Here is a 21001-nt window from a genome sequence, read left to right as displayed (position 1 = left end):
AGGGTAGGGAAACCTATTGTGGGAGGCCGGCTCTGCCGGGCGATTGGCGCCCCAGGCGCCCGGGGTCCTTCCGGCAGTGCTGCGCACGGCTTCGCGCGCTGAAGCGCCCTCCCACCGGATGAGCCGCCGAAGGTAGGGAAACCCAAGGTGGGAGGCCGGCTCTGCCGGGCGATTGTCGCCGCAGGCGCCCGGGTGCCTTCCGGCAGTGCTGCGCACTGCTTCGCGCGCTGAAGCGTCCTCCCACCGGATGGGCCACCGAGGGTAGGGAAACCTATTGTGGGAGGCCGGCTCTGCCGGGCGAAGGCGCCGATAGGTGCCCCTGGGTATCCGAAATTGAAACCTCTCCCCGGCGGGACGCCGGGGAGCCTTGAGAAGAGAGAGCGAAATGAACCAGCAGCACAGGGAACTGATCGACCGCGACCGCAAGGTGACCTTTCACGCCTCCACCCACCTGCGCGACTTCGCCCATGGCGATGCGCCGGGCCGGGTGATCACCGGCGGCAAGGGCATCCATATCCGCGACAAGGACGGCCGCGAGTTCATCGACGCCTTCGCGGGCCTCTACTGCGTCAATATCGGCTACGGGCGCACCGAGGTGGCCGAGGCGATCTATCAGCAGGCCCTGGAGCTCTCCTACTATCACACCTACGTGGGCCACGCCAACGAGCCCCAGATCGCGCTGTCCGAGAAGATCCTCGAGCTCGCCGGCCCCGGCATGTCCAAGGTCTACTACGGCCTGGGCGGCAGCGACGCCAACGAGACCCAGCTCAAGATCGTGCGCTACTACAACAACGTGCGCGGCCTGCCGCAGAAGAAGAAGGTCATCTCGCGCATGCGCGGCTACCACGGCTCGGGGCTCGCCACTGGCTCGCTCACCGGGCTCAAGGCGTTCCACGACCAGTTCGACCTGCCCATGGCCGGCATCCTGCACACCGAGGCGCCGTTCTACTACCAGCGCGCCGCCGAGCTGGAGGGCATGAGCGAGCGCGAGTTCTCGCAGCATTGCGCCGGCAAGCTCGAGGAGATGATCCTGGCCGAAGGGCCCGACACCGTGGCCGCCTTCATCGGCGAGCCGGTGCTCGGCACCGGCGGCATCGTGCCGCCGCCGGAGGGCTACTGGGAGGCGATCCAGGCGGTGCTGGCCAAGTACGACGTGCTGCTGATCGCCGACGAGGTGGTGTGCGGCTTCGGGCGCATCGGCACCGACTTTGGCAGCCACTTCTACGGCATCAAGCCCGACCTGATCACCGTCGCCAAGGGGTTGACCAGCGCCTACCAGCCGCTTTCCGGGGTGATCGTCGGCGACCGCGTCTGGCAGGTGCTGGAAGCCGGCACCGGCGAGTACGGCCCCATCGGCCACGGCTGGACCTACTCCGGCCACGCCCTGGGCTGCGCCGCCGGCCTGGCCAACCTGGCGATCATCGAGCGCGAGGGCCTGGCCGCCAACGCCGCCGAGACCGGCGCCTACCTGCAGCAGCAGATGCAGGCCGCCTTCGGCGACCATCCCATCGTCGGCAACGTGCGCGGCGTGGGCATGCTGGCGGCGCTGGAGTTTTCGGTCGCCCCCGAGCAGCGGGCGGCCTTCGACCCGGCCCTCAAGGTGGGCCCGCGTATCGCCGCCGCGGCGCTCGACGAGAACCTGATCGCCCGCGCCATGCCCCAGGGCGACATCCTGGGTTTTGCGCCGCCGCTGGTCACCACTCGTGCCGAGGTCGACGAGATCGTTGCCCGGGTCCGCCGCGCGGTGGATGGGGTCACCGATGCCCTGGTGCGCGAGGGCGCCCTCCAGGCGGTGCGCGCCTGACGGCGCCCCAGCGCCACCAGTCAGCCAATGAGAGCGCCGCGGGGGAGACCCCGCGGCGCTCTCATGTGCTTGGCTTGAGTAGCCGGGGCTTGAGCCCGGCACCCCGTGGCCTCATGCTCTGTCATCGAGACCCAACCGAGGAGCGCGACGATGGCAACGGTACTGGCCTTCGATGTCTACGGCACCCTGATCGATACCCACGGCGTGGTGGCGGAGCTGGAAACCCGGCTTGGCAAGTCGGGCAGGCAGGGGCTGGCCGCCGAGTTCTCACGACGCTGGCGGGACAAGCAGCTGGAGTACAGCTTCCGCCGCGGCCTGATGGGCGCCTATGTGCCGTTTTCCCAATGCACCGAGGAGGCGCTGGCCTTCACCGATCGCGCCTTGCAGACGGCGCTTTCGGACAGCGACAAGGCCCACCTGATGGGCGTCTACGGCGAGCTGCCGGCCTTTGCCGAGGCGGCCGAAACCCTGGCGCGGCTGACCCGGGCCGGCGTGCGCTGCGCGGCCTTCTCCAACGGCACCCGGGAGGCGGTGGAGGCGCTGCTCGACCGGGCGGGCCTCGGCGAGCACTTCGAGACCGTGGTCAGCGTCGACGAGGTCAAGCGCTTCAAGCCCGATCCGGCGGTCTACGCCCACCTGCGCCACCGCCTCGATGTTGCCCCCGGCGATACCTGGCTGATCTCCAGCAACCCCTTCGACGTGATCGGCGCCCGTCACGCCGGCCTGCACGCCGCCTGGGTGCGCCGCACCCCCGAGGCCCCCTTCGACCCCTGGGGCGTCGAACCCGATATGACGGTGCCCGACCTGGACGCCCTGGCCGAGCGGCTGGCCTAGCAGCCTGTCATTGGTCAAATCCGACAGGCTGCCAGGACTCAGGCCACCGGCAGTCCGGCGGCCTTCCACTCCGGATAGCCCTCCTCGAAGCGCCGGACGCGATAGCCGAGCTGGCGCAGGCGCTGCACGGCCTCGTGGGAGAGGGCGCAATACGGCCCCCGGCAGTAGGCGACGATCTCCTTGTCCCGGGGCAGCCTCTCCAGCATCACCTCGAGCTGGGCCAGGGGGATGTTGATCGCCTCGGGCAGATGCCCGGCCTCGTACTCCTCCTCGGGTCGAACATCCAGCAGTGCCACCTGCCCGCTTTCCAGCTTGGCCAGCAGCTCACCTCGGGAGACCGCTTCCAGAGCCCCCTGGGCATCGTCGTCGGCAAATAGCCGGCCGACCAGGCGCTCCATTTCGGCCAGGTTGGTCTCGGCCACCTGGCGCAGCAGGCCCATCAGGGTGACGACGCGCTCATCGGTCAGGCGATAGATCATCTGCTTGCCGGCGCGCCTGGCAGTCACCAGGCCCGCTCGCCGCAGCTGCTGAAGATGCTGGGAGGCGTTCCCTACCGTGAGATCGGCGGTGCTCGCGAGCGTCTCAACCGGCGCCTCGCCCTGGGCCAGGCGCTCCAGCAGGGCCAGGCGGTGACCGTTGCCCAGGGCGCGGGCAACCAGGGCCAGGGTGTCGAGCAGTTGCTGTTGCGACGTCATCGTTGCATCTCTCGATGGAAAGCGGATACCCCCATTGTGCCGGTTGACAGAGGGTCATGCATAGAACCATCATTCTATCGATTCATAGAATGATGAAAAAGGAGCGACGCCATGCAGACCCTCATCGTCATCAACGATCCTCCCTACGGCACTGAACGACTCTACAATGGCCTGCGCCTCGCCCATGCGCTGCTCAAGCGCGAGAGCGAGGTGACCGTGTTTCTGATGGGCGATGCCGTGTCGGGCGCCAAGCGCGGCCAGCAAACTCCGGACGGCTTCTACAACGCCGAGCGCATGATCAAGCGCGTCACCGCCAAGGGCCGCGTGTTGCTGTGCGGCACCTGCATGGATGCTCGGGGAATCGCCGTCGACGAGCTGGTGTCGGGCGCGCAGCGCAGCACCATGGAAGCCCTGGCCGAGGCCACCGAGCAGGCCGACAAGGTGTTGATTTTTTGACGCGTACTGCTGGGTGCAGTCCTTAGGCACCCTGTGAACGGATTCAGCCGCGAAGGAGAGAGGCTCACATGACCCCCGCACGCTTGGAAAAATGCAACGTGGCCATTCTGGTCATCAGCCAGACGCTATTCATGGTGGCTTCGATCACCGTGATGACGCTGAGCGGGGTCATCGGTCAGCAGCTCAGCCCCGACCCGAGCCTGGCGACGCTGCCGATTGCCATGATGATGCTGGGCACGGTGATCTCGACCCTGCCGGCCTCGCTGTACATGAAGCGGGTGGGGCGGCGCCGCGGGTTCATCACGGGAGCGAGCCTGGGCGGCGTGCTCGGGGGGCTGATCAGCTTCGGCGCCGTTGCGGGGGGCACCTTCTGGTTGTTCTGTGCCGGCAACCTGCTGCTGGGCCTCTACCAGGGGTTCGCCATGTACTATCGCTTCGCGGCTGCCGACGTGGCCAGTGCCGCCTTTCGCAGCCGGGCGATCTCCTTCGTGATGGCCGGCGGGGTGGTCGCCGCCTTCCTCGGCCCCTGGAATGCCAGCGTGGCCACCGACCTGGTGGCTGGCGTGCCCGGCGGTGGCCCCTATCTGGTCATCGCCCTTCTCGCCCTGCTGGCCATTGGCCTGCTGACGCAGCTGCGGGTACCGCCCAGCGGCGAGCCCCAGCCCGGCGAGACGTCACGCTCCATGGCCACCATCGCCGCCCGGCCCGGCTTCCTGGTGGCGGTACTGGCCGGGGCGGTGGGCTACGCCATCATGGTGCTGGTGATGACCGCCACGCCGCTGGCCATGCGGGCCCGCGGCTTCGAGATGGCCCAGGTCGCCTTTATCATGCAGTGGCATGTGCTGGGCATGTTCGCCCCCTCATTCGTGACGGGTAGCCTGATCGCCCGTTTAGGTGTGTCGGCCATTCTGCTGGCCGGTACCGCCTTGCTGGCCGCCGCGGTCCTGGTCGCCAACCTCGGCGCCAGTCTCGGGCACTTCTGGGTGGCCCTCGTGCTCCTCGGCATCGGCTGGAATTTCCTCTTCGTGGGGGGCAGCGCGCTGCTGTCTTCGGTACATAGCGAGGCCGAACGCGGCAAGGTGCAGGGCATCAATGACCTCATCATCTTCGCGCTGGTGGCCATGGGGTCGCTGATGTCGGGGGCGCTGCTGCACCGCCTGGGCTGGGAGACCCTCAATCTGGCCATGCTGCCGGCGATACTGGCGGTGGCCCTGGCCACGCTATGGCTGCGTCGTGGTAGCCGTCGCGCGATGTCCCGTCCCGTCTAGCCCTGATCCGACGCGGCCGGGGACCGGCTATCGCCTCGCGCCGACCGGTGGGGGACGCCCGCTACAGGGTGATGAGTATGCCGCCGCTGGCGAGGAGGATGACCACCGCCCAGGCGGGCAGTTTCCAGACGCTGAGCAGAAGAAAACCGGTCAGCGCCAGGGCGAACTCCCGGGGACCGAGAATGGCGCTAGTCCAGACCGGCTGGTAGAGGGCAGCACCCAGGATGCCCACGACTGCCGCATTGGCGCCGCGCATCAGCGCCTGGGCGCTGTCCCAGCGACGAAAGCGGTTCCAATGCGGCAACACTGCCACCAACAGCAGCATTCCGGGCAGGAAGATCATCACCAGGGCCAGGGTGGCGCCGAAGACGCTGCCGCCGAGCGGTCCCATCACTGCCCCCAGATAGGAGGCAAAGGTGAATAGCGGCCCCGGTACGGCCTGGGCAGCGCCATAGCCGGCAAGGAACTCGTCCGCACCGACCCACCCGGATTGCACTACCTCGGCCTCGAGAAGCGGCAGCACCACATGCCCACCGCCGAACACCAGCGCACCGGCGCGATAGAAGGCGTCCATGACCGCCAGTGTCGTGGAGGGGGTGGCCCACGCCAGCAGCGGCAGTCCGACCAGCAGGGTCATGAAGGCCAGCCCCGCCAGGTAGCCGGCCCGAGGCGAGACGGGCAGTGCCATGGGCGTTACCTCCGCCTCGGCGTGAGCGCGACAAAGCACCATGCCGGCGAGGGCGCCGACCACGATGGCCGATACCTGGCCCAGCGGGCCGCTGACCAGCACAACGGTGAATACGGCCGCCAGTGCAATGCCGGCGCGCCGCTGATCGGGGCAGAGGCTTCGGGCCATGCCCCAGACGGCGTGGGCGACGATGGCCACCGCCGTCACCTTGAGGCCGTGGATAATGCCCTGGCTGACGGGGCCGTCAAGCGCGGCAGCACCCAAGGCGAACAGCACCAGCACGATGGCCGAGGGTAGCGTGAAGGCCGCCCACGCCGCCGCTGCCCCCCAAGGACCGGCGCGCATCAGCCCCAGGGCGAAGCCCACCTGACTACTGGCAGGCCCGGGCAGGAACTGACACAGCGCCACCAGGTCGGCATAGGCGTGCTCCGTGAGCCATCGCCGACGCTCCACGAACTCGGTGTGAAAATAGCCGAGATGGGCGATGGGACCGCCGAAGGAGGTCAGGCCCAGCATCAAAAAGGCGGTGAAAACTTCTCTGATGTGCCCGGCGGGTTCTGGTGTATGGCTCATCGCTCGGACTCCTTGTCATTCATGGTTTCACCGGTAAGCTCCCGCAGCTGTCGTTTGGCGACCGCCAGCCCTTCCCGACCGAGGTCGGTTGCTCGGTAGAGTCTACGGCGGGTGCTTCCTTGGGACTCTTCACGGGAAATCAGGTACCCCTTGCGTTCCATCGAATGCAGCATGGGGTATAGGGTACCGGGGCTGAGCCGGTAGCCATGGTGGGCCAACTCGTCGATCATCCACTGGCCGTAGATCTCATGTTGAACCGCATGGTGGAGGACATGCAGCCTCACCAGGCCTGCCAGCAGGTCATGATGCTCCATGGAAGTGACACTCCCGTGACCAATAACGAAAGTCGATATCGAATTTCGTTTTATCAAGCCGGCACCTTCGTTTCAACTCGTCGTGTTCCAGAGAGGCGCCAGACGTTGCATCAAGGGTTGAGCATTCCGACCAATGACAGGGGGCGGTCGATCACAGCAGGTTGAAGTGGTCCCATTTGGAGCGGACTCGACGATAAGCCTTATAGGGGAGGCGGGAGCGCGCAAAGGCGAGTAGGGGAAGGGCTTCCTTGTCCATGGTCAAGTCATGCGTCGCTCAATTAGCTGATTTTTCTATAAGCTAATAACGGCAAGGCGAGAGCCTGCCGCTCTGTCATCGAGGCAGGCTCTTCTACGGGAGGGAAGGGGCACGGCGGGTCGCCGGGCAAGGCCTCACTCGCGCAGTTCTTCCACGGTCACGGTGTCGCGGCCAGCCAGCTGGATGGGGCGCGCGTCATCCCGGGTCCAGGCGGCCATGGAGCCGTCGTACATGGTGGTGTTGTCGAGGCCGCCGATCTCGCTGAGCTGGAACCAGCCGCTGGCGGCCCAGTGGCCGGTGTTGCAGAAGGCCACGGTGGCAGCCTGGCGATCCAGTCCGGCGGCGTCGATGGCGGCGTTCAGCCGCTCGGGCTCCAGGTAGTAGGCGCCGTCCCGCGCTACCAGGGCGCCGTCGTGGGGCAGGTTGGTGGCGCCGGGGATGGTGCCGGGCACGAGCGTTGCCGGTGACTGGGTCTCCCCGGTGTAGAACCCCTCCGGGCGGGCGTCCACCAGCTGTTCTCCCGCCTGGCGAGCCGCCTCGACCGCCTCGGTGCTGGCCAGCAGCGCCTCTTGTAGGCTCGCCTCGAAACGGGTCGCGGCGGGCTCACTTGCCGGGCCGCTGGCCACCTCATGGCCCTGCTGCTGCCAGCCGGCGAAGCCGCCGTTGAGAATCGCCACTTCCTCGTGGCCCAGGGCCTTGAAGGTCCAGTAGACCCGGGCGGCGCTGCCGAAGTCGGTGGCCCCGGTGCCGGCCGGTACGACCACCACGGTATCGTCATTGTCGATGCCCAGATCGCCGATCAAGGCTTCCAGCTCCGCGACGTCCGGCATCAGTCCGGGCACGCCGTCGCGCTCCTCGCGCCAGCCGGCATCGGTGTAGCTGCTGTAGCGACTGCCGGGGATGCGGGCGGCCTCGAAGGCGTCGCGGTCGCCGCCATCGTCGATGGAGGAGCGTACGTCGAGGACCACCAGGCCGTCGTTGCCCAGCTGGCTTTCGAGCCAGTCGGCGTCGACCAGCGGTGCGGGATGCAGGGCATGGGCGGGGGCGGCAGCGACCAGCGCGCCGGCGGCCAGGAACAGGTGGAGTCGCATGGGGCAGTCCTCTTCGTCGGGGATGAGGTGAGCCTAGGCCGGCCGATGGTGCCGGGGCAACGCCTCATCAAGAACGCTTATCTCGCCTTTCAGCACCAAAGGGAATAACTTGCCGGCTTCTGATGCCCCGGCGTGGAGGCCAGGGCAAGTGTGACCGGCTTGGGCTCTCACGTCGTAAATTTAGGATCGATTAGTACATAACTCAAGGCGATGGCTGCAGGCCGTTGGACTACGCTTCGCTGTAAGGATGCCGCCGCGGCTGCGACATAAGGGCTACGACGGCGTCGAGCGGCCCCGCGAGCGCCAGCGCCGTGGCCGCCGACAACAACAATGCACAGGAGATCGCGAGCATGACGGAACAGCTGCCGCCGACACCGCGTTTCTGGCTGGGAGGCAAACGCGCCGCCGAGCAGGACCGCTTCTTCCGCGAGACCCTCGAGCCGCTGGGCTGGCAACAGGGTAACGCTCAGCAGTGGGATGCCGCCTGGATCACCGGCATGCCCGAGCCTGCCCAGTTCCGACGCGTCTCGGCGCGTCGCAAGCTCAACCACTTTCCCGGCAATGCGGCGCTGACCGTCAAGAGCCGGCTGCACGAAAGCCTCTCAGGGCTGCGCCGGCGGTTGGTGGACGGCTACGGCGAGCACCACCCGCTCACCGCCCGGCTGAACTTCTTCCCCCGCGCCTATGTGATGCCCCACGACTATCACGCCCTGCAGCAGGCGGCGCTGGATAACCCGACGCAGCGCTGGATCCTCAAGCCCACCAACGCCTCCAAGGGCAAGGGCGTGCGCGTGCTGCGCGACGTGGCCGAGGCGCCGCTGGCGCCCGACTGGCTGGTCCAGGAGTACCTGGACAACCCCCATACCATCCGCGGCCACAAGTACGTGCTGCGCCTCTATGTGCTGATCAGCTCGCTGGCGCCGCTGCGGGTCTACCTGTATCGGCAGGGCTTCGCCAAGCTGGCCTCCGAGCCCTGGGATCCCGACGATGCCGACAACCCCTTCAGCCAGCTCACCAACCCCGACATCAATGCCCTGAATACCAGCGCCGAGGTGCCGGTGGAGTTCATCGACCTCGACCGCTACCGCGCCTGGCTTGGCGACCAGGGCCATGACGCCGATGCGCTGTTCGCGCGCATCGAGGAGCTGGTCGCGCTGACCGCCATCGCCGGGGTCGACGCCATGCGCAGCCGAACGGCGGCGGTGGGCGCCGATCCGCGGGGCTGCTACGAGCTGCTGGGGCTCGACTGCATGGTGGACGATACCCTCAAGCCTTGGATCCTGGAGTGCAACCTCAGCCCGTCGCTGGGGATTTGTGCCGCACCGGAGACCGGCGGGCGCATCGAGGAGGAGGTCAAGGGCAGCCTGGTGCGCGACATGATCTCACTGGTCGATCTCGCCGCCCTCGAGCCCGACGCCGGCGAGGGGGACGACCCGCTGGCCGAGAGCCGCGCGGAGCTGGCGCGGGCGGGAGGCTTCAAGCGCCTGCTTCCGGCGGCCGACCCCATGCCCTACCTGGCCAGCTTTTCCCTGCCGACCCCCCAGGACCTGGCGCTGGCCGATGCCCTGGCGGGTCGGCGCGTGCCGCGACCGCGGCTGGTGCGGCGCCGGGTCAGCGAGCTCTATGACGACGAGCGCCTGGCCCTCTACGCCCCCGACAGCGGGCGCCTCTATCGCCCCAACGACACCGCGGCGCTGATCTGGCTGCTGGCCACCGAAGGCCTGGAACCGGATGCCATTGTCGAGACGCTGGCGGCCGCCACCGCTCGGGAAGGCGAGGCCCAGGTGTCGCCCGAGACGTTGCGCCACGAGGTCTGGTCCACCCTGGGCGAGTGGTGCCGGGCCGGGCTGCTCTGCCAGGGCGAGGCCGAGCCGCTTGCCTCGGCCGACCCTCCCCGGGCGGAACAGTCCGCGCCACCCCGGGCCGAGGCCCTGCGGCGACTACAGCTGGCGCATGAGGGCCGACGCTGGGTGCTGGAGGTGGCTGATGCCGCCGCCGCCAACCGGTTGCAGGCCTGGTTCGAAGGGCGGCTCTCGGCCCTCCCCTCCGAGGCGGCCAGCCCCCTGCCGCGCCTTGCGGTGCTCAAGGCGGCGGCGGGCTACGCCCTGGTCGCGGAGGACGAGCTGATCGCCTCGCGCCTGTCCCTGGCGGATATCGCCCCGGCCCTGGTCGACTATCTGCTTCACCAGGCGGCACGCCCGGGGGAGCTGGTGATCGACGCCGGGCTGCTGGTCACACCGGAGGGACAACGGGTGGTCTGTGCGGTAGACAATGCCCGGGCCCGAGAGGCGTTGGACAGCCTCGCCGCGTCCCTCGACGGCAGGCTGTCCCGCGGTGTGCGGCTGGTCCCGGAGGAGGGCGCGTCCCGGCTCGAGCCGCTGGCGCTGCCCTGGTCGGGCCCGGTCGCCTCAGTCGCCGAGACGTTTGAGGAGCGGCCCGATCAGGCGATAGGGGTGGTGAGCTTCAGCGACGCGCTCGCCGAGACCGATCCCCCATCGTCCCTGGCGCGGTTCGAAGCCCTCGCCGCGCTGCTGCCCGGGTGCCGCGCCGCCCAAGGGGCGCCGCCGTCGGCCGAGGCGGTCCAGGCGCTGGATCGGTGGCTTCAGGGGCGCGCCTGCCGGTCGGTGGGCGCCGACATCAGCGCAACGCACTTGATCACCTGGCTCGAGACGCCCCGGCATGAGGCAACCGAGCGTGACGCCCCGGCGGGCTCTCTGTCGGCCGAGGCTTGAGTCGTCGGCGATTCACTCCGGTGGGTCGCCTTCGTGAAGCGCTGCCCCAGGGCACGCTTCGCAGCAAGCGGCATGTCGGCCATCGGCCGCTAGCCGTGCCACAACCCTGATGGAGGTCTTGATATGACAGAGCACGACGAAAAGCGCCGCACGCTTCTGAGCCGGCTAAGTCGCCAGCTCGGCTACGCGGCACCCGCCCTGGCGCTGGTGGCAAGCGGTGCGGCCATGCAGGCCGTTGCCAACGATGCCCCGGCCTACACCAGCGGACAGGAGGCGCCGCTAATGCTGGCTGAAGCCCACGCTGAAGGCGAGGCAGAGGGCAAGCCAGAAGGGGAAGCCGAAGCCGAAGCAGAAGGTGAGGCCGAAGGAGAAGCAGAGGGAGAAGCGGAAGGCGAGGCCGAGGGCGAAGCGGAAGGCTGACCCGCGGCCGAGCGGGAAGCCGCAGCCGGGGCGAGTCGAGCGCTGCGGGCTTCCCCTTTACGAAATGACAACTTGGATTAGGCTTTGTCCGAAAAGTCGGCGAGCGAAGGCCAGACAAGGCGAAAATCGGCGAAAAGACGGAATTTACGGGGTGTAAATGAGTATTTTGAGCCGATTTTTAACGCCGTATGGTCGAGCGCAGCCAGTTTTCAGACAGAGCCTAGGGAGTGTGGCCATGTCATCGATCACTGCAATGCCAGCGCCGGAGAAGGACGCGCTCATCGAGGAAAACCTCGAGGCATTGGCACAGCTTAGGGACCTTGTCGCCGAGCTGTCGCCGGAGCACTACCAGCATCCCTTCGGTGCTCAGGGGCGTCACAGCCTGGGCAAACACGTTCGCCATATCATCGATCATTATGATGCCCTGCTCATCGGCAAGGCCGCCGCGGGGGAGGGCGAACTGGACTACGAGCACCGTCAGCGCGACGCGGCGCTGGAGCAGTGGCCGCAGCTCGCCGGCCGTCGGCTGGGCGAGATTGCCGAGCGGCTGCTCGCCGCGGATGGGCTATCGCCCGGTCGGGAGGTGAGGCTTAACTATCCGACCGGCGGCGAGACGCTGTCGTTGACCACCAGCGTAGGGCGTGAGCTGGCCTTCTTGACCAGCCACACCGTTCATCATATGGCGATCATCGGCCTGCTGGCCGAGCAGCTCGGCATTGCGTTGCCCGAGCACTTCGGGGTGCACCCCTCGACGCGGCGCCACTGGCAGCGCGATGCAGTGGATCAGGCAGGTGCCTGATGCCGGTGGTTGCCGGCTTCGGGCTTGCGGCCAGGGGATAGCCCGGTCAGCGTAGGCAGCATGTTGACAACACCCGGGAGGGCAAGGCGATGGCTCCTCCAGACGACGCCCAGTTGATACCTTCGCCCAGGGATCACGTCATCGAGGCGGTGCTCATGATGCTGGCCATCCTGCCGGTGACCGTCTCCGCCTACGCCAGCCTGGTCACGGGGGAGGGGCACTGGTTTCAGCGCTCCGGGGCCCTGATGGTACTCTTCTCCTTTGCCGTGGAATATCACCGTACCCACATGATGCGCTGCATTGCGCCGGAAGGGGTCTCCCTGTTCGGTCACTCCCAGTGGCTGGCGCGCTGGATCACGCGCTTCTGGCGCTCGGTTCCCTACGTTTGCTATCTGGCCATCTTCCTCGGCACCCTGATCTGGAGCTACGGCGACCTGCTCTTCTAGCGCTACCCACCGGTTCTATCCCGATGGTCACGAACTTGGCCAATCGTCAGGTGTCGGCTGTGAATCCCCCGGCCCATTATGGGGATTTTAGAGTCAAAAGCCCAAAGGCATTCGTCGGCTCGTTAGTGATTTCCTTACGCCGTTGGGAGCCTGTTTGTTGAAATATGGCCGGCATGAAAAATTATAAGTGAACCAGGTGGATTCGCTGTCATAAAGCGCTCCTTTTTCTGACTCAACATGGCGACCTTCTTTCGCAGAAGGGATGCATAAGATGTCGAGCATCTTCCGGCCTCGACAACACAATGCCATGTAGTGAAGAAGGGGAATTCCATGGGACATTCACATCACAAGAAGCGTCTGCCCGTCATGCTGGTGTCGACGGGGACGGCGGCACTCACATTCGGCATGCTGAGCGTGCCCGCCATGGCGCAAGACGTGACCGCCGAGCAATTGCGCGCCCAGATGCAGGAGATGCAGCGCCAGATCGATCGGTTGGAGCGGCAATCGGAAGAAGCCCAGCAGCGGCCGGCCGATGCCGTGACCGGCGGGGATACCCCCGGTAGCTTCAAGCTCCCGGGCTCCGATACCTCCGTGGAAATTGGCGGCTACGTCAAGCTGGATGCGATCTACGACCTCGACCAGGACCTTGGCGATACCCTGTTCGCCGAAGGTATCGATACGGGGGGCCCGTCGAGTAAGAACTCGTTCCGCGCCCATGCCCGCCAGTCGCGACTGTTTCTCAAGACGTCGACGCCCACCGCGATGGGACCGGCAACCACCCACCTCGAGGGGGATTTCTTCGGCGGGGGCGGCAATGAAGTGTTCTCCAACTCGCGCAGCTTCCGCCTGCGCCACGCTTACGGGGAGTGGGCCGGGCTGCTGGCGGGGCAGACCTGGACCAACTTCATGCACTTTACCGCCTACCCCAGCACCGTCGATTTCGATGGCCCGGTGGGCGTCAGCTTCCTGCGCCAGGCGCAGGTGCGCTATACCCTGCCGGTGGGCGACGGGGCACTGTCGTTCTCCGCAGAGAACCCCGAGGCGACCGGCTTCGAAGGATCGCGTGATACCGCGCCGGATGTTACCGCCCGCTATCAATGGAGCGGGGACAATGCCGGCTTCGAGACCGCCGCGGTGCTCCGGCGACTCAAGGTCGACGACGGCAACGTCAATGACTCCGCTACCGGCTATGGCCTGATGCTGGCGGGCAACGTGGGTGTCGGGCCGGACACGACCCTGATGGCGGGCGCCATCTATGGCGATGGCATCGGGCGCTACCTGTATACGGCGAGCGGGGCCAGCGATGGTTCGAGTGGGATCGGCGAAGCTTTCGTGGATGCCAACGGCAGCCTGGAGACCATCGAGGCCTACGGCTTCAACGTCGCTGCTGTCCAGCAGTGGACCGACCAGTTCAGCTCCAGCCTCTCCTACGGGCAGGTTCGGGGGGATCGTCCGAGCAACCTGTTCCCCGATTCCACTCGCAAGCTGGAGAGCATTCACTTCAGCCACTTTTATCAGGTGAGCGAGCCGGTGACGCTGGGGTTTGAGGTCTCCCATGCCCGCAAGGAGGAGCAGAGTCGCGCGTCCAACGACAACACGCGCCTGCAGTTCTCGGCGCAGTATAGCTTCTGAATGGTGCCCAAACCTGTTCAGGCAAGGGCGAGGGGGCAGGGCTCACCTGCCCCCGTTGCCCTGCTGATCCAGATCGAACCGGTACTGCACCCGATGCAGCAGCTCGAACTGCCGGTTGCACTGGGTGCAGGCGCCGCACATGGAGAGGTGGAGACGCAGCGAGAGGCGTTCCTGCCAGGTCAGCGGTCGATCCAGGCGCTGGGACATCAGCTCAGTGGCACGTCGGCACATCACTATCATCAGCATTGCTCCTTCAGCCAGCCCTGTTCGATGCAGCTGCGCAGGCGAAGCCGAGCCCGGTGAAGGATCACCCAGCAGTTGTTCTCCTTGATGCCGAGCTCTCGGCAGATATCCTCGGTGGAGAGCCCCATCAGCTCGCGCAGCGAAAAGACCCGGGCGATGTTATCCGGCAGGGCGATCATGCAGGCATCGAACACCTGCCAGAAGTGCTCGTTCTCGAACGCCGCCTCCGGTTCGCCCCAGCTGGCCGGGCGGGCCTCTTCTCGCCAGCGGCCGTTCTGCTGGAACTGGCGGTCCAGGGCCTCGTCGTCGGTTTCGTCCTCGAGCGGTTGCCATTTGCCCTGGCGTTTCTGGGCGCGCATGGTATCGAGGATCTTGTACTTGAGAATGCCGAAGACCCAGGTCTCGTAGCCCGAGCGGCCGGAGAAGCTGGCGTCTTTCTCGATAGCAGCCTCCAGCGCGTCCTGGACGGCATCCTCGGCCTGGGCGTTGTTGCGCAGGTGCAGCCGGGCGAAGGATACCAGCCGTGGCCGGACGGCGGACAGGCGCTGCATGCGGTCGTCTAGCGTTTCTGCGGTCATGTTGGGGCTTCCTGTTTCGGCACGGTAGTCCATAGGGCATGCGCTAACACAGCATGGTCCAGGGTCTCAGGCATTGGCAATTTTCCGTCGGGCTCCTGCCTTTTTAGCTCGACGTATTGGCTGCCTATCGCCTTGGCGTCATGTGAAATGCGCAACGCCGCCACTGGCGGCCCCTACATGATATGCATTTAGTACCGATCGTTCCAATATCTGTCAGGACCGTATTACTACACTTTGAACCCTAAACATACTGACACGATGCGAAGGGCAAAATACCCACCGCCAGCTCATGCTGGCCCGCGGCTCGGCAATAGCGTCTGGAGGTAGTGGATGGAAGGCTTCGTCGACGACCATACCCGGCTTCTGGCCGCGCTGTGCGGCTTTCTGTTTCTGGTGTCCTGCATTCGCCATTATGCGCCGCGTACAGCGCTGCCGGCAGAGTCATGGCTGCTCCTGGCGGGTATCGGCTATGGGTTGGCGGCGTCGCGCATCGCCGAGCTTCCGTCCCTGCGTCTCGATCCGGCAGTGGTTTTCGGCATACTGCTGCCCGTGCTGGCCTTCTCGGAAGGGCGCCACCTGCCTATTGCGCTGCTGGTGCGTGCCGCCGCTCCGGTGATGCTGCTAGTGCTGCTGGGCATGCCCATGGCGATGTTTCTGATCGGCCTGCCTGTCGCCTGGCTGCTCGAGCTCCCCTACCTGCATGGTCTGATGTTCGGTGCCGCCGTGGCGGCAATCGATACCATCTCCGTCGCCCACTTGCTGGACCGGTTCGCCATACCCAGGCGGCTCAGATTGCTTTTGGACGGTGAGTCGATCTTCATCGATGCCATCACCGTGGTGATGTTCACGGCACTGGCCGGGGCCGTGATCGGGGCGGGCGATTTTCTGCCTGGCGATATCGCCATCGAAACCTTTCGCAGCATGCTGCTCGCCGTGCCGGTTGGGCTTTTGCTGGGCTGGCTGATCGGGCGTCTGGTGCGCCACTGGGGCGAGCAGAATCGTATGTCAGGGTTGACCTTGACCCTGGCGCTTCCCGTTGCGGGCTTTCTGCTCAGCGAACGCCTGCTGCACGCCTCGGGCATCATCGCGGTGGTGTTCGCGGCTTTGGCCTTCAGCCACTCCCGCCGCAGTAGCGCGCCTGACAAGCGAGAGCTCTATGACGATTTCTGGGAATACCTGGGCAGTCTGGGGTCAAGCGTGCTGTTCTTTGCCCTGGGGGCGGCGATGGCGCCACAAGTGTTCTCCCTCGACTGGACCCACGCGCTGATCATCGTACTGCTCTTGTTCAGTCGCGCCCTACTGGTCTATGCCTCTGGCCCCCTTATCCGCCTGCAAGGCTGTGCTTTGCCACTTGCATGGCGTCATGCCCTGATGCTGGGTGGGTTGCGGGGGGCGATACCCGCTGGGCTTGCCCTGATGCTGCCCCTGGATTACCCCTACCGGGATGAACTGCTGGTGATGGTGTTCGCCGTGGTTGCCTTCGGCATCCTGGTGCATCCACTGCTGATGGCGTGTTACCTGAAACGTTACCCGGTCAATGAGCTCCCGGTTGCCGAGGGACGGGAAAACTCGGATCCCGGCGACGCCATGAGCAGTATGTCGCCTCTCCTGGCGCGGCGTCTGAAACAGAGCGCCTGGGGGCTGGCCGCCATTGCCGGTTTCATTGCCGGCGTCGTCTTCATTTTTCTGGAGATGGCCATGGTCTGGCTCTTTCAGGGCATGAGTCCCTGGGCGCCGGTCAGAATGATCGCGGCGATTGGCATGGGGCCGCACGTCCTGCCGCCGCCTGCCACCTTCGCCATCGACCTGGCGCTGGTGGCCATAGTGGTGCATTTCACCCTGTCGCTGGTCTATGCCTGGATACTCGCCCCCTTTATCGAGGAGGCCGGCCTGATCAAGGCGCTGGGGGCTGGCCTGCTCTTCGGGCTTGCGATCTACCTGGTGAACTTCTACCTGTTTACCGCCATGTTCCCCTGGTTCGAGATGGCGAGAAACTGGATCACCATCTTGGCGCATCTGGTATTCGGCGCGGTACTGGCCATTAGCTACTGCCTGGCTCGCCGATACTCTCGCTGAGGGGCGGCAGGAGAGCGAAGACCATGCCGCTTTTGTAAGGCTCCGCCGCTGCCCTCGACAGACTCTTGAGCCCCGATACTTCGAGATCAAGCCAAGGAGATGACGAGATGAACACAGACAGAACCGCCGGCGCCGTCCAACAGGCCCCTGTAGAGCGGTATGCCCATTGGTTTCTGCGCTTCGCCCTGGCCAGTGTCTTTCTCTACATGGGGATCGACAAATTCATGGGGGGCGGTGTCGCCGAGTTCTCCATGATGATGGGACTCCCCCTGGTGCTTGGCGGCGCCGTGGCACTGGGTGAGGTCGGCACCGGAGTGCTGATCCTGCTCGGAGGTTTGATCGCGTCCGAGCTAGGCGACCTGGCCACCCGTCTGGCCGCCCTGGGCATGATCCTGATCCTGCTGGGGGCCATCTTCATGGTGCATTGGGGCCAGTGGCACTTCATGGCCACTGCGTCGCATCCGCTCGGCGGCATGATGTTCCAAGTGACGCTGGTGATGCTGGCCCTCTACCTGCTGGCCAAGGGCAATAACGCCTGAACGCCGTGATCCCCGATTCGGTGGCCTGGGCTGACGCTGCCACCGAAATACCCGACAAGGAGGATGTATGCCGGACGACAAGCGACAAAATCTTCTCAACAGCCTTTCCCGGGGCGTTGCCTATGCCGTCCCCGTCTTGGCCCTGGTTACCGGGGGCTCGGCGCTCACGGCGATCTATTCCGATGTGGCCACCGAAAGCGGCTATCACATGATGGCGGAAGCCGAGGCAGAGGGTGAAGCCGAAGCGGAAGCCATGGGCGAAGCCGAGGCAGAAGCGGAAGGCGAGGTCGAGGCGGAAGCAGAAGCCCAATAAGCCCGCTGGACTATCCGCGATTGGATATGCCGCGTCCACGAATGCGCAGTGCGTCGGGTGACAGCCTGGCCGCTGCGCTGGCTCGGTAAGACCACCGAGTGGAGGGAAGGGCGAAGGAGTGCTCAGTCGCCGGCGGCCGGTTCGGCCCTGAGCCAGCGTGCCACGTCCTCGGGACGGTCCACGTCCCATACCGTCGCCGGACAGGCGAGGCGCCAGCCCAGCGCTGCGACCCGGTGCCGTGTCTGAGCCATGACCCGCTCGCTGCCCCAGTCGATCGCGGCGAACAGCCGGGTGTCGGGACGGCGCGCGCCAATCAGCGCATAGCCGCCGTCCTCGGCCGGCAGGCAGACGGCGTCCGACCCGGCAAGCGCCGCGTGACACTGGCGCAGCAGCGCCGGCGTCAGGACCGCGCAGTCGCTGCCGATCACCAGCCCCGGCCCCGGCATGGCGGTCAGGGCGTGGTGCATGCGCTGGCCCAGATCGCCCGCCGGCTGAGCGTGTAGCTCGATGTCGTAGCGCCTGGCCAGCTCGAGGAACAGCGGATGGGCGTGATCCAGCGCCGTCCATAGGCTGATACGGTGGGATACGGTGGCCGCCGTGGCCACCGTGAGCGTCTGACGCAGCAGCTGGGCATGCAGCCGCGCCGCCGTTTCGGCGCCCAGCGCCGGGATCAACCGCGTCTTGACCCGCCCCGGCAGCGGCGCCTTGGCGAGTATCGCCAGTGGGAAGTCAGCGGACATGGCGATACTCCCGGACCAGCTCCTCGGCCGCGACGCCTCGCCAGTAGCGAAAGCGCAGCCGCCACATCAGCCAGATTGTCGCCCAGGCGCCACCGCGATCCCAGCGGCGGCCGCTGGAGGTGACCCTGGCGCCCACACAGGCCGGCGGCGAGAGGCGCTTGAGCCGCCTCGAGAGTTCGATGTCCTCCATCAGCGGCTGGTCGGGAAAGCCGCCCACCGCCTCGAACGCCCGGCGGGTCATGAACATGGCCTGGTCGCCAGTGGCGATACCGGTGAGCCGCGAGCGGCGGTTCATGGCGAAGGCGATCAGCAGCAGCAGCGGATGGCGGCCCTCCAGACGGACATCGAAGCGCCCCCAGCAGCGCCTGCCGGCCAGCGCCTGGGCGACCAGCCGGTCGGCGCGTTTCGGCAACCGGGTATCGGCATGCAGGAACAGCAGGTGCTCACCTTGGCTGGCCCGGGCGCCGGCGTTCATCTGCGTGGCGCGCCCCAAGGGCGTCGTGATCACGCGGGTGGCCAAGGGGCGGACCCGGGCCAGGGTGTCGTCCCGGCTGCCGCCGTCGACGACGATGATTTCCACGCCGCAGACCCACAGGCCAAGCAGGTGGTGCATCAAGGCGTCGACGGTCTCGGCCTCGTTGAGTGTGGGAATGACAATGCTCAGCCGAGGGGCCGGGGGCATGGGCGATCTCCGGTAGCGGGGTGCCGTTTGGTCGTGCCGTCGCGGAGAAGCTTACACGGAATCCTGCCGCTATAGGGCGCTCGCCATGGCGGCCGGAGGCGAGGGCGGGCCGGTTCGTGAGCTGTAAGGCATCCGGTTCCTGTGGCGACCAAGGGGGACGCGTACCGACGCCGATGGCGTAAAGCCGCCACCGCCGCCCTGAAACCGAGGAGAGGGGACCATGAAGCCTTCGCACTCCCTGCCGCTGGCACTGACCCTGACGCTGTCACCGCTGATGGCCGCCTTGGCCGCACCGCCTACCGAGCACCCTCCTGCGGTTCCTCTGGCGTATTCGCTGGAGGCCTTTCGCAGTGAGATTCGCGCCGGCGGGCCCGGCAAGGACGGCATCCCCTCCATCGACCGGCCGCATTTCCAGCCGGCCGACCAGGCCGACCTGGATCCCGAGGAGCGGATCATCGGGGTACACCATAACGGCGTGGTACGCGCCTACCCGCAGCGCATCCTGGTCTGGCATGAAATCGTCAACGATGAGCTGGGCGGCGAGCCGGTGAGCATCACCTACTGTCCGTTGACCGGTACCGCGCTGGGGTTCAAGCGCGGTACCACCGAGCTGGGGGTCTCCGGTCGGCTGGTCAACAGCAACCTGATCATGTACGACCGGGCCACCGACAGCGAGTGGCCGCAGATTCTCGGCGTGGCCATCGACGGACCGCTCGAGGGACGCGGGCTGGAGGAGTTCCGCGTGGTCTGGACCACCTGGGAGCGGTGGCAGGCGCGCTATCCCGACAGCGAGGTGCTGACCGACCGGACCGGCTACGTGCGCAACTACCAGCGTGACCCCTACGGTAGCTATACCCCCCTGTCAGGCTACTATCGGCCCGACAGCGCCCGCCTCTTTCCGGTGATGAACCGGGACGACCGCTTTGCGCCCAAGACGGAAATCCTCGGCTTTCGCACCCGACACGGCGCCGCGGCCATCACGCCGCAGGCGCTGGCGGCCGAGGGGGTGGTCGACCTGGCGCTGGGCGACAGCCACTACAGCGTGGTGCACGACCCCGAGCTTGCCACTGGCTGGGTGTTCCATAACCCCGAGCAGCTCGCTCTCGATGCCCAGGCGATTCTTTTCGGCGATGACGGGGTCAGCGGCGGCGGTACCGGCGAGCTGGAACCGGTCAACGCCTTCGAGGCGATGTGGTTTGCCTGGGCGGCCTTCTATCCCGATACCGTCCTCTATGAAGGCGGGGAGGCACCATGAGGGCCCTGCTGCGCGTCGTGACGTCGCTGCTGTCGCATCCCGCCATGGCCAGCGCCGTGGGGACGATCACGGTCGTGTACGCCCTGCTGTACCTGTGGCTGACAGGTGACATCATGGGGGGAGGCCAAGGCGGCTGGCTGGCGCTCTTTCCCGCCTGGGAAAGGGTGTGGGAGACGCGGGGGCCCTTCCAGTTCGAGCCCGTGGGGCTGTTCTTCCTGGGCAGGCTGGTCTGGACCTTCAGCCCCATCAATACCCTGCTTGCGCTGATCGTGGGGCTATTGGTGGGGCTCAACCTGGTGGCCGGCTGGCGGCTGTGGCGGGCACCACGCGCCTGCGGCCTGGGGGGCTCCGGCACCGGCCTGCTGGCAGCGCTGCCCGCCCTGCTGGCCGGCGGCGCCTGCTGCGCGCCGCTGGTGCTGATCTGGCTGGGGCTGCCGATCGCCGGCGCCGTGGCCAGCCTGGCCCCGGTATTGATTCCCGTGTCGCTGCTGCTGCTGTGCGTCGCCCTGTGGGGGATGGCCAAACGGCTCGACGTTTCTCTTTCCTGATCCCCAAGGTGGCAGAGCC

Annotated in this window: 22 protein-coding genes; 14 read left to right on the top strand and 8 right to left on the bottom strand. The window is 66.6% G+C overall.

What is annotated here, in order from left to right; translation table 11 throughout:
- The first annotated feature begins 385 nt into the window (after positions 1-385).
- Entirely contained in the window at positions 386-1804 is a 1419-nt protein-coding gene (locus tag ACZIYR_RS14785) for an aminotransferase (RefSeq protein ID WP_483527220.1), read from the top strand.
- Positions 1805-1954: 150 nt separating this feature from the next.
- Entirely contained in the window at positions 1955-2638 is a 684-nt protein-coding gene (locus tag ACZIYR_RS14780; RefSeq protein WP_473034523.1) for a haloacid dehalogenase type II, read from the top strand.
- Between the two features lie 38 nt (positions 2639-2676).
- Here ACZIYR_RS14780 and ACZIYR_RS14775 read toward each other — a convergent pair whose 3' ends face one another.
- Positions 2677-3333: an ArsR/SmtB family transcription factor gene (locus ACZIYR_RS14775; RefSeq protein ID WP_473034522.1), complete on the bottom strand. Its 657-nt coding sequence runs from the start codon at positions 3331-3333 to the stop codon at positions 2677-2679.
- A 111-nt stretch (positions 3334-3444) separates the two neighbouring features.
- On the opposite strand from ACZIYR_RS14775, the gene ACZIYR_RS14770 reads away from it, so the two are divergent.
- Together ACZIYR_RS14770 and ACZIYR_RS14765 are read left to right on the top strand one after the other, a co-directional pair.
- Positions 3445-3789 carry a DsrE/DsrF/TusD sulfur relay family protein gene (locus tag ACZIYR_RS14770; RefSeq protein ID WP_473034521.1) on the top strand — a complete coding sequence of 115 codons (345 nt, stop codon included), beginning with the start codon at positions 3445-3447 and terminating at the stop codon, positions 3787-3789.
- 68 nt (positions 3790-3857) lie between these two features.
- Positions 3858-5057: an MFS transporter gene (locus ACZIYR_RS14765; RefSeq protein ID WP_483527219.1), complete on the top strand. Its 1200-nt coding sequence runs from the start codon at positions 3858-3860 to the stop codon at positions 5055-5057.
- Positions 5058-5118: 61 nt separating this feature from the next.
- Here ACZIYR_RS14765 and chrA read toward each other — a convergent pair whose 3' ends face one another.
- From chrA to ACZIYR_RS14750, 3 genes are all read right to left on the bottom strand, one after another.
- Positions 5119-6318: a chromate efflux transporter gene (gene chrA, locus ACZIYR_RS14760; protein WP_483527218.1), complete on the bottom strand. Its 1200-nt coding sequence runs from the start codon at positions 6316-6318 to the stop codon at positions 5119-5121.
- Positions 6315-6632 carry a PadR family transcriptional regulator gene (locus tag ACZIYR_RS14755; RefSeq protein ID WP_473034517.1) on the bottom strand — a complete coding sequence of 106 codons (318 nt, stop codon included), beginning with the start codon at positions 6630-6632 and terminating at the stop codon, positions 6315-6317. Before ACZIYR_RS14755 ends, chrA begins: the two co-directional genes overlap by 4 nt.
- A 390-nt stretch (positions 6633-7022) precedes the next feature.
- Positions 7023-7979: a sulfurtransferase gene (locus tag ACZIYR_RS14750; protein WP_483527217.1), complete on the bottom strand. Its 957-nt coding sequence runs from the start codon at positions 7977-7979 to the stop codon at positions 7023-7025.
- Positions 7980-8329: 350 nt separating this feature from the next.
- Here ACZIYR_RS14750 and ACZIYR_RS14745 point away from each other — a divergent pair, with 350 nt between their 5' ends.
- From ACZIYR_RS14745 to ACZIYR_RS14725, 5 genes are all read left to right on the top strand, one after another.
- Positions 8330-10711 (top strand): PqqD family peptide modification chaperone, encoded by a 2382-nt coding sequence (locus tag ACZIYR_RS14745; RefSeq protein WP_483527216.1) that lies wholly within the window; start codon positions 8330-8332, stop codon positions 10709-10711.
- A 123-nt stretch (positions 10712-10834) separates the two neighbouring features.
- Entirely contained in the window at positions 10835-11131 is a 297-nt protein-coding gene (locus tag ACZIYR_RS14740; protein ID WP_473034511.1) for a hypothetical protein, read from the top strand.
- Between the two features lie 235 nt (positions 11132-11366).
- The gene (locus ACZIYR_RS14735) at positions 11367-11930 is read left to right on the top strand and encodes a DinB family protein (protein WP_483527215.1); all 564 of its coding nucleotides are present in this window, start codon (positions 11367-11369) and stop codon (positions 11928-11930) included.
- 89 nt (positions 11931-12019) lie between these two features.
- Positions 12020-12376, top strand: coding sequence for a hypothetical protein (locus tag ACZIYR_RS14730; protein WP_483527214.1), 357 nt, complete (start codon positions 12020-12022; stop codon positions 12374-12376).
- A 330-nt stretch (positions 12377-12706) separates the two neighbouring features.
- Positions 12707-14008: a DcaP family trimeric outer membrane transporter gene (locus ACZIYR_RS14725; protein WP_483527213.1), complete on the top strand. Its 1302-nt coding sequence runs from the start codon at positions 12707-12709 to the stop codon at positions 14006-14008.
- A gap of 42 nt (positions 14009-14050) precedes the next feature.
- On the opposite strand, the gene ACZIYR_RS14720 is transcribed toward ACZIYR_RS14725, so the two are convergent.
- Both ACZIYR_RS14720 and ACZIYR_RS14715 read right to left on the bottom strand, forming a co-directional pair.
- Positions 14051-14248 carry a zf-HC2 domain-containing protein gene (locus ACZIYR_RS14720; protein WP_483527212.1) on the bottom strand — a complete coding sequence of 66 codons (198 nt, stop codon included), beginning with the start codon at positions 14246-14248 and terminating at the stop codon, positions 14051-14053.
- Positions 14248-14829 (bottom strand): sigma-70 family RNA polymerase sigma factor, encoded by a 582-nt coding sequence (locus ACZIYR_RS14715; protein WP_473034506.1) that lies wholly within the window; start codon positions 14827-14829, stop codon positions 14248-14250. The genes ACZIYR_RS14720 and ACZIYR_RS14715 overlap by 1 nt, the downstream gene beginning before the upstream one ends.
- A 330-nt stretch (positions 14830-15159) precedes the next feature.
- Between ACZIYR_RS14715 and ACZIYR_RS14710 the strand changes: the two genes are divergently transcribed.
- The 3 genes from ACZIYR_RS14710 (at position 15160) to ACZIYR_RS14700 (ending at position 17757) form a co-directional block, all read left to right on the top strand.
- Positions 15160-16905, top strand: coding sequence for a cation:proton antiporter (locus tag ACZIYR_RS14710; protein WP_483527211.1), 1746 nt, complete (start codon positions 15160-15162; stop codon positions 16903-16905).
- A gap of 107 nt (positions 16906-17012) precedes the next feature.
- Positions 17013-17444 (top strand): DoxX family protein, encoded by a 432-nt coding sequence (locus ACZIYR_RS14705; protein WP_473034502.1) that lies wholly within the window; start codon positions 17013-17015, stop codon positions 17442-17444.
- A 67-nt stretch (positions 17445-17511) separates the two neighbouring features.
- The gene (locus ACZIYR_RS14700; RefSeq protein WP_483527210.1) at positions 17512-17757 is read left to right on the top strand and encodes a hypothetical protein; all 246 of its coding nucleotides are present in this window, start codon (positions 17512-17514) and stop codon (positions 17755-17757) included.
- A 122-nt stretch (positions 17758-17879) separates the two neighbouring features.
- Here ACZIYR_RS14700 and ACZIYR_RS14695 read toward each other — a convergent pair whose 3' ends face one another.
- Together ACZIYR_RS14695 and ACZIYR_RS14690 are read right to left on the bottom strand one after the other, a co-directional pair.
- Entirely contained in the window at positions 17880-18497 is a 618-nt protein-coding gene (locus ACZIYR_RS14695) for a TIGR04282 family arsenosugar biosynthesis glycosyltransferase (RefSeq protein WP_483527209.1), read from the bottom strand.
- Positions 18487-19179, bottom strand: a complete 693-nt coding sequence (locus ACZIYR_RS14690; protein ID WP_483527208.1) for a TIGR04283 family arsenosugar biosynthesis glycosyltransferase — start codon at positions 19177-19179, stop codon at positions 18487-18489. Before ACZIYR_RS14690 ends, ACZIYR_RS14695 begins: the two co-directional genes overlap by 11 nt.
- Before the next feature lie 220 nt (positions 19180-19399).
- Between ACZIYR_RS14690 and ACZIYR_RS14685 the strand changes: the two genes are divergently transcribed.
- Positions 19400-20434 (top strand): DUF3179 domain-containing protein, encoded by a 1035-nt coding sequence (locus ACZIYR_RS14685; RefSeq protein ID WP_483527207.1) that lies wholly within the window; start codon positions 19400-19402, stop codon positions 20432-20434.
- A complete protein-coding gene (locus ACZIYR_RS14680) occupies positions 20431-20982 on the top strand; it encodes a hypothetical protein (RefSeq protein ID WP_483527206.1) in 552 nt (183 codons plus the stop codon). Before ACZIYR_RS14685 ends, ACZIYR_RS14680 begins: the two co-directional genes overlap by 4 nt.
- Positions 20983-21001 lie beyond the last annotated feature (19 nt).

The sequence above is a fragment of the Billgrantia sp. NRB1 genome (assembly GCF_056921725.1).
This window is presented reverse-complemented; position numbering and strand designations above follow the sequence as displayed.